The sequence below is a fragment of the Coleofasciculus sp. genome (assembly GCF_046539235.1).
Taxonomy (GTDB): Bacteria; Cyanobacteriota; Cyanobacteriia; order Cyanobacteriales; family Coleofasciculaceae; genus Coleofasciculus.
Genome location: NZ_JBKHHI010000321.1, coordinates 1 through 7,766, shown reverse-complemented (window position 1 = coordinate 7,766; position 7,766 = coordinate 1). Strand labels below are relative to the sequence as shown.

6 protein-coding genes are annotated in these 7,766 nt (G+C 44.0%); all 6 read left to right on the top strand.

All coding sequences use genetic code 11. The features are described from left to right. Positions 1 to 345 precede the first annotated feature (345 nt). On the top strand, positions 346 to 561 hold the full coding sequence (locus ACLFWI_RS22585; protein WP_446358732.1) for a hypothetical protein: 216 nt from the start codon (positions 346 to 348) through the stop codon (positions 559 to 561). 217 nt (positions 562 to 778) lie between these two features. After that, on the top strand, positions 779 to 2,005 hold the full coding sequence (locus tag ACLFWI_RS22580; protein WP_446414791.1) for a trypsin-like serine protease: 1,227 nt from the start codon (positions 779 to 781) through the stop codon (positions 2,003 to 2,005). Positions 2,006 to 2,404: 399 nt separating this feature from the next. Further along, positions 2,405 to 2,620, top strand: a complete 216-nt coding sequence (locus ACLFWI_RS22575; protein ID WP_446414790.1) for a hypothetical protein — start codon at positions 2,405 to 2,407, stop codon at positions 2,618 to 2,620. Positions 2,621 to 2,905: 285 nt separating this feature from the next. Then, positions 2,906 to 3,142: a bacteriocin gene (locus tag ACLFWI_RS22570; protein WP_446414789.1), complete on the top strand. Its 237-nt coding sequence runs from the start codon at positions 2,906 to 2,908 to the stop codon at positions 3,140 to 3,142. Between the two features lie 124 nt (positions 3,143 to 3,266). Next, positions 3,267 to 4,712, top strand: coding sequence for an NHLP bacteriocin system secretion protein (locus tag ACLFWI_RS22565; RefSeq protein WP_446414788.1), 1,446 nt, complete (start codon positions 3,267 to 3,269; stop codon positions 4,710 to 4,712). A gap of 846 nt (positions 4,713 to 5,558) precedes the next feature. Next, on the top strand, positions 5,559 to 7,766 hold a 2,208-nt coding region (locus ACLFWI_RS22560; RefSeq protein ID WP_446414787.1), incomplete at its 3' end, for an NHLP family bacteriocin export ABC transporter peptidase/permease/ATPase subunit.

Below are 7,766 nucleotides of genomic sequence, written 5' to 3'. Positions count from 1 at the left end.
CAAAAGAGGGTAAGAAAGGCGGATTTGGTATAAGCAATCCAAGCCAGATCCCCGACTTCTCTAAGAAGTCGGGGATCTCTTTACCCACTTACTTGAAAAGCGCTGTAAACCGGATTGTCAATAATTGCGGCACCCTTGTCGTCCGACCATTTTGGTCGCTACTTATACTTTTATGCCAAGCTAGTTATCACTTTCGGTAACTGAATAATCTGATTTCAGTCATAGAGTTGACCGAAAAGGTAAGTACATCATTTTTTTATTTTTATATAGTAAAAATCAAGCGGACATAACATAAAAATTGTTTCTAAAATCCAGCATCTGCTCATTTCAGGTTTAGGTGGTAATATGCTATCGATTCGTGATTTAGTTCAAAAAGCATTGACAATTGGTTATCTAACCTTAGCCGCTGAAGAACAACTGCGGCAGCGTTTACAAAGCAAAACTTATGAACCAGACGAACTCAATGCCTTCATGAAGTTGCAGCAAGCCGCAATGGAAGGAGATGTACGACAAGAATCTCGCGAACTGTTCCAATTGGAATTACGTTCCCAAACCCTTTGATTGATAACAGTTTAACTAACTTGAGTGAAATCGTAGGTTGGGTTGACGCGCCGAAACCCAATCAATGATGCCACAGTTCAATACAGAAAATCCTGATTGCTCTCCTCAAGTGTAGGGTTTGCAGTTTTCGGCAACGGTGGTGACAGTATTATGCCATTGACTTGTCCAGTTTCTACCATCACCTTGGCACAAACAGGGAATGCATCCTTAAGTTAGTTTGCTTATCGTATTAATTAAAGAAGAGGTTTTCACCCGGATAGATTACCGCTCAAGGATAGGAACAACAGGAAATTGTCGTTTTTGTCGTTTTGGAGATAAAGAATCAATGTCAATTCTCAAGCAAGCATCAATCGCTGTACTGGGAACAGCATTCGTCACCCTAGGCACAGGAGAAGTCGCCAAAGCCATTATTACTCCGGATGAGTCAGTTAATGCTTTGGTTGATCCTTTCGATTTTAGTGGCGTTGCCGCTCTAACAATAGAACAACAAGTTTTTTGTACTAGCTCTCTCCTCCCAGGCAGCTTACATCTTCTCACAGCCGCCCATTGTATTGCCGACAAAAATGGACAAGTTTATCCAGATTTATTGGGTAATACAAGAGCAATTTTTAGTTTGTCCAACGAGCCGCTTTTTCCATCAACCAATGGGATTTTTGAGAACATAGAAGTTAGTGATTTTTTTGTTTTTCCCGGTTGGAAACCTGAATCTATATATGCTGGAGATGATGGTGACATTGCTGTCTTGAAGTTAGCTAAGCAAGCTCCAACAGCTATTGAACAATATGATATTTATCGAGGAACAGATGAAATAGGTCAGATTTTCACAATGGTTGGATACGGACTTACTGGGACTGGTTATCAAGGCTTTGATATCATTAATTTTGATGGAAGTAAACGCTTCGGCAAAAATAAGTTTGAGGCATTTAGAGATATATTTAATGATTTTGCTCAACTTCCTGATTTGACAATTTCTCAGGGGCAACTCCTCTTCGATTTTGACAACGGCAATCCTGAAAATGATGCCTTTGGTGTCCACTTTGGTATCCATGACTTAGGGTTAGGACTCAACGAAGTTACTCCAGGACCAGGTGATTCAGGGGGACCCTCATTCCTCCTCGACGATGAGGGAAATAAGTTGATTGCCGGAATTACCTCCTATGGTTTGTCTGATGTTTGGGATATTGATAGAGATGGCATTATTGACACTCGTCTGTTCCCAGATAATCCAATTACAGATGTTGTTATCGAAGGACACGCTAATGCTAGTTTCGGTGAATTTGCGGGTGTTACGCGAGTATCCACTTATGCCAGTTTCATCGATGATGTGATGGCGGGTAAAGTTCGCCCTACGGCTTCGGTGCCAGAACCCTCTTCTATTTTGGGGACTATTATCGTTGGTACTTGGGGAGCAAGTATTCTGCGGAAACGCAAGAATAAACAATAATCAAAGACGAGGATGATATCCCAGGGAGGAGATTTACTTTATATCCAAATTCCGCACAGATTTTTCGCACAGAGTCCCTACTGCTCTAAAAATTGGGGACTCTTTTCCTAATCAACTAATTTTTTTATGATTAATTTGCTCACTTTCGCAGGATAGCATCTTCCCTTTTACTTCTTCATTCACCACCACCCTCCATGAGGCAAACCTTAATTAAAAAAGTTAATTTTCTCCAAGGTTTTAATTCAAAAAAATATCCTATTTTCTCTAAAAAAAGTACTACTTATTCAGGATTGCTAGTGGTTATTATTAATAGAGTAGGACGGTAACAGATAGAGCATTCTAGCTTATACCAATAGAAAAGTCCTCAGATTCCAAAGAACAAATAACGGAGAACAGTAAATGTCTACCATCAATCCAGTTTTTGCCAATATGTCTCAATCTAAAACTCAGCAACAGTCTTTGTCATTAACAACGGGAGGAAAAAGCTTAGATGAAGTCCAAGCCATGAAATCTACCCAAAATTTGGCGGCTAGCCATGGGGCGGAAGAGCTATCCGATGAACAGTTGAAAACTGTAGCTGGTGGTTGGGGGATTTTGTGGATTGCCTATCACTAACCAGAAGTTTAGAAAGGTTAAACGAGCAAGATTTACGCAGTTACACCGTTGATAACGGTAATGATGCGTTATCCTCCGCTAATATCTGATGGCGGCGTGGCACAGCTAATTAGATAGATTAGCTTTGTAGGGGTGCAAGCCTTGCCCCCAGAAAATATGTCAAATCTATTCGACTATTTTAGCGGTGTAACGCCACTACGGATACAGGCTGTAATTGTAGGTATTTTCCTTGGAAAATTCCTGAACTTCGCTAGGTTGTAGTAAATAAACAACGGAGAAAATCAAATGCCTAACATCAATCCATTTTTTGCCAAGATGTCTCAATCTAAAACTCAGCAACAGTCTTTGTCATTAACAACGGGAGGAAAAAGCTTAGAGGAAGCGCACATGATGAAATCCACCCAAAACTTTGCAGCTAACCCTGGGGTGGAAGAACTATCCGATGAACAGTTGGAAACCGTATCTGGTGGATTTATAATCATAAATCCGCAGTTCAGTAAATACCCTTATACGCTGTTCTGAAGCCCAGACTCCTTCAAGATTTTCGGGTCAAAAAACTAAATGCATAACAGCTTAGTCCTGAAACTAACCGGATTGTAATTAACACTCCCCCGACCTCAAATCGGGGGATGCTTCTGAATCAATCATGCTGACTCAAAAACAAACTCTATTTCGAGAAAAATCTCTAGAACGTTTATCATCTCCCGAACGGCTAGACCAACTTATGGAAGTCGTCAACCCCAAAAGTTGGCTTCCTTTACTCTCCTTAACCTCTTTAGTCGCCGCTGCGGGATTCTGGAGTATTTACGGACGCATTCCCATCACGATTGAAGGGCGCGGTGTCCTGGTTAATCCTAGCAACGTTGTACCGCTTCAATCTAAAAATTCCGGGCAATTATCCGATTTAACTGTCGAAGTAGGAGATAGGGTTAAAAAAGGTCAAGTTCTGGGAACCATTAACCAAACTGAACTCCAAAAACAACTTCAACAGCAACGAACTAAACTCGCCCAACTCCAATCCCAAAACCAAGCCGTTAGTTCACTGCAAGCCCTGCAAATTGAACAGGAAAAACACTCGATTCAACAGCAACGCCAATACCTCCAGCAACGGATTCAGGAGCTCCAATCCCTAACCCCATTGCTTAAAACTACCAGTAATGAATCCCTGAAACAACAACGCCAAAGCCTGCAACAAAGCTTACAGCACGTTCAGGGGATGACTCCTATTTATCAACAGAGATTGGACATCCGTAAGCAACTTTTTGCCGAACGAGTGATTACTCATGATGTTCTGCTGGATGCTCAAGTGCAAGTTCAAGAAAACCAGGATAACATCTCTAAACTCCAAACCCAGTTAACAGAACTCGATGTTACAGCAACCGAGCAAGAAAAAGCCTATCGTGATAACCTGAGTACTATTACTAACTTGCGATCGCAACTCCAAGCACTCGAGAGTCGCCAAGCTAATCTCGCCCAAGAAGACTTAGAAGCCGTCACCCTGCGCCAGAAAGAAATTCAAGCAGTTCAGCGCGACATTGCCCAACTTGAAGTACAATTAAATGATAATAGCCAAATTATCAGCCCACACAGCGGACGCATTGTCGAACTCGCGGTTAATCCTGGACAAGTGGTCAACCCAGGAACCCGTTTGGCAACCCTAGACGCGGCACATCCCGACAGCGAAATGGTGGGAATTACCTATTTCTCCGTTGGCGACGGCAAAAAAATTAAACCCGGTATGACGCTACAAATCACACCCCAAACCGTGAAGCGGGAACGCTTTGGCGGTATCGTCGGTGCCGTTAAAGATATTTCCACCTTTCCCATCACCCAAGCAGCAGCGGCGAAGGTTGTCGGTAATCCAGAAATAGTCGCAGATTTGGTATCCAATCAGCCAGCAGGACTGATGCAAGTTGTCGCTGACCTCCATCCTGATTCTACAACATTTAGTGGTTACAAATGGTCATCTTCTAAAGGACCTGAGCTCAACATCTCTTCAGGAACCACCACCACCGTTCGCGTGACGATAGAAGAACGAGCGCCAATTACGTTTATTCTACCGATTCTTAGGTCGAGTAGTGGCATTTATTAAAGAGGGTAGTGGGCTGACACAGCTTATTTGATGAATTAACCATTAGCGCCGAAACCTTAGGTTAGGGACTTGCGACTTAATAATGTACCAAGGAGACTTGGCTGAGTTTATGAATTCCGCTTTCCTCACTGGTACTTTATTTTTACGCCGCTCCCTTAGCACCGACGTGCATCCGTGTCAACTTAAGGTCGAAAACCAATGCTGGCAAGGTTTTACACCGTGTCTATCTATTCCTCAACATTTCCCCCTCATCCCCTAACCCCTTCTCCACCCCCCTCGTTCCCCCCTACAAGAGGGGGGAGGACAGCAGATGCTTCGCTTTTGTTGCACGGGAGAAGGGGGATCGGATGCTCTTGCTCCCCTCTCCCCGGCGTGGGAGAGGGGCTGGGGGTGAGGGGTTGAGCTTAAGTTGACACCAATAACCGACGTGCGCCCGATTCAATAGTGAAATATATTCCACAATCTTAGCTGTATCAAGCCAGTAGGGGGATAAGAGGGGATGAGGGTATGAGGTCAATTGTAGGGGCGGGTTTAGCCATTTAATGTTGATATTGACCGATAACCTCTCAACAAAACCCGCCCTGATGGGAATCTTACTGTGACTGTGCCACACCACAACCAAGGTGACATGATTCCGACGTAAACGAGGGTGGCAGTTTTCAGCAAGGGCAATCACCGGATTGTGTAATTAATCTGTCCCCTTCTTACCATAACCTTGGCAGAAACGGGGACTGCATCGAAAATTTTATTGGCTTATTGTTTTAATTAAAGCCCAGTGATGAGTTATCCATCTGGCAACCGATTCGATAACCAAGGGTGAGACTGGTAGCCCATAAAATTGGAATCATGACGACTGTATCCGTGACATCCCTTAACCCTTTTCACTCCCTGAAAAAACGGCTAAAACGTCGCCCCAGGCGGGTAAAAACGCCCACACTTTTGCAAATGGAAGCCATGGAATGTGGTGCGGCTGCTTTGGGTATTATTTTAAGTTACTATGGTCGCATCGTTCCCCTACCTGAATTGCGGCAAACCTGTGGTGTGTCTCGCGATGGTAGTAAAGCGGCAAATATCCTTAAAGCGGCTAGACTCTATGGACTCGACGCCCAAGGCTATAAACAAGAAATCCAAGACCTTCCAGATTTGCGCCCGCCTTATATTATTTTTTGGAATTTCAATCACTTTTTAGTCGTAGAAGGAATTGGCAAGCGACAGGTTTACGTAAATGACCCAGGTACAGGTCCACGAACGGTGTCTTTCTCGGAATTTGATGCTAGTTATACAGGTATCGTCCTGGTGATGACACCCAATTCTGATTTTGTCAAAGGGGGGCGCAAATTTAGCACAATTCTTGCCTTGTGGGAACGGCTACAAGGTACAGTGGGCGCTTTAATGTACTGCATAATGGCAGGATTTTTATTGACCCTTGTGGGCATGGCAATTCCCGTCTTTAGCCAAATCTTTGTTGATGAAATCCTGATTCAGGGACGCCAACAATGGCTGCGTCCGTTACTTATTGGTCTAGGAATTACAGCGATTCTGCAAGGACTGTTGACTCAGCTACGCTTGCGGTATTTGCGCCGCCTGAAGGTGAAACTGTCTGTGGGAATGTCCAGTCGCTTTCTCTGGCATATCCTGCGCTTACCAGTTGATTTTTATGCCCAACGATTTGCTGGAGAAATTACTTATCGTAGTCGTCTCAATGACCAAGTGGCGGAGGTGCTGTCGGGACGGTTGACGACGACGGTAATTGATGCCGTGATGGTGATTTTTTATGGGCTAGTCATGGTACAGTATGACCCAATTCTGACAGGGATTGTTGTTGGATTTGCGGCGGTTAATGTTTTTATCTTACAGTCCGTCTCCCGGAAACGTAAAGATGCAAATCAACGCTTAATTCAAGAGCATGGTAAAGCAGCGGGGGCGTCTATTGCGGCACTTCAAAGTATTGAGACGGTTAAAGCTTCGGGTTTAGAGTCCGATGTATTTTCTCGTTGGGCGGGGTACTACACTAAAGCGATCAATTCTCAGCAGGAATTGGATGTTACTAATCAAGTTTTCTCGGTATTACCCACCGTTTTATCGGCGATTTCGTCCCTATTTCTATTAGTGGTTGGCGGGTGGCGGGTGATGGATGGATATCTGAGTATAGGGATGCTGGTGGCATTTCAAGGGTTAATGCAGAGCTTTTTGTTGCCTGTGAATAATTTAGTCAGTTTTGCTAGTATGCTTCAGGAACTGGAGGGGAATTTAATTCGCCTTGATGATGTCTTGTGTAACCCAATTGACCCCCAGGTTGCGCCAAAACCTGCTAACTTCAAGAGTCAATATCCAAAGTTACAAGGTTATGTTGAGTTACAGGCGATTACCTTTGGCTACAGCCGAGTTGATCCGCCCCTGATTGAAAACTTTAGTCTCAAGGTTTTACCCGGACAGCGAATTGCTTTGGTGGGTAGTAGTGGTTCGGGAAAATCTACTCTGGCTAAACTGATTAGTGGACTGTATCAACCCTGGTCAGGAGATATTTATTTTGATGGTCAACTTAGAACTGAAATACCGGATCAAGTTCTCACCCATTCTGTAGCAATGGTTGAGCAGACGATTCAGTTATTTGGTGGCACGGTTCGGGATAATTTGACCCTCTGGAATCCCACAATTCCGGAAACAAATCTTGTTCGCGCTTGTCAGGATGCGGTCATTGATGATGTGATTCTCTCGCTACCTGGAGGATATGATGCTCAATTGATCGCAAATGCGGCTAATTTAAGTGGCGGTCAACGGCAGCGGTTGGAAATTGCTAGAGCGTTGGTGAATAATCCCTCTATTTTGATTATGGATGAAGCGACGAGTGCTTTGGATGCTGAAACGGAACGGATGATTGACGAGAATCTGCGGCGGCGCGGCTGTACTTGTTTGATTGTGGCACACCGATTAAGTACGATTCGAGATTGTGATCAAATTATTGTTTTGGAACGGGGAAAGGTTGTGCAACGAGGGACTCATCAAGATTTGTGGCAGGTGGAGGGTGTGTATTCAACGTTGATTCAAAATCAA